Source organism: Vibrio sp. 1180_3, assembly GCF_029478545.1.
GTDB lineage: Bacteria > Pseudomonadota > Gammaproteobacteria > Enterobacterales > Vibrionaceae > Vibrio > Vibrio aestuarianus.
On record NZ_SJFM01000142.1, the window covers coordinates 1 to 841 of the forward strand.

The 841-nt window shown below is 41.0% G+C and carries 1 protein-coding gene; it reads left to right on the forward strand.

Annotation, left to right across the window (positions count from 1 at the left end):
• Window positions 1-143: 143 nt before the first annotated feature.
• The coding region (locus EYW48_RS21305) for an ISL3 family transposase (protein WP_277433057.1) at window positions 144-841 on the forward strand (698 nt) is incomplete at its 3' end.

Consider the following 841-nt stretch of genomic DNA (forward strand, 5'->3'; position numbering starts at 1 on the left):
GGGCTCTTCTCCGCTTTGATGAGTCTGATTCCCATGTACATCAATCTCTATCATACTGATTATTAATATATTTATAGTTGGTATGTTAGAGCTGTATTTTGACTTATTCTATTTCTGGTCTTTTACGTATCGATGGACAGGTTATTCGCTCTGTTAAACTCGATACTCATTCTCAGTCTATTGATGTTTTCTGCCGTAGAGACCGTCGATTTTCAGTCAAAACGCCAAACTCCCTACAGCGGAGTACAGTTAATACCTATCTCACTCGAATTATTCATGACTTACCGATTAGTGGTCTCCAATGTCGTGTTCATATTGAATTAGCTCAAACCAGAAATACTGACGGCGTTCGACTTATTGAGGAAAGTGAATTTGTTGAGAAAGGTGTTCGATACTCAAAACGCTTCTGTCACCAGATTAGCGGGTTATGCCGTCATATGCCGATTAGCGTAATAGCAAAACATTTTGGTTTGCGATGGGAAACCGTCAAAAATATCGATAAAGCGTTATTGAATCGGACGTTGCCTCCCAGTGACCCGGCGCTGCTTACTGGATTGACTCATATCGGTGTTGATGAAGTCGCTAGAGCTAAAGGGCATGATTATATGACGGTGGTTTACGATATGAATACAGGTCGCTTGATATGGGTTGAACATGGAAGGACAAGCGATACATTAAGTCGTTTTTTAACGCAGTTATCTCGAGCAACCGCTGAACAAATTAAAGCTGTAGCTATGGATATGGGCGATTCCTACATAAAAGCGGTCACAGAGCATCTACCCAATGCAGATATCGTCTTTGACCGTTTTCATGTCATGCAGCTATATAGCAAGATAATACG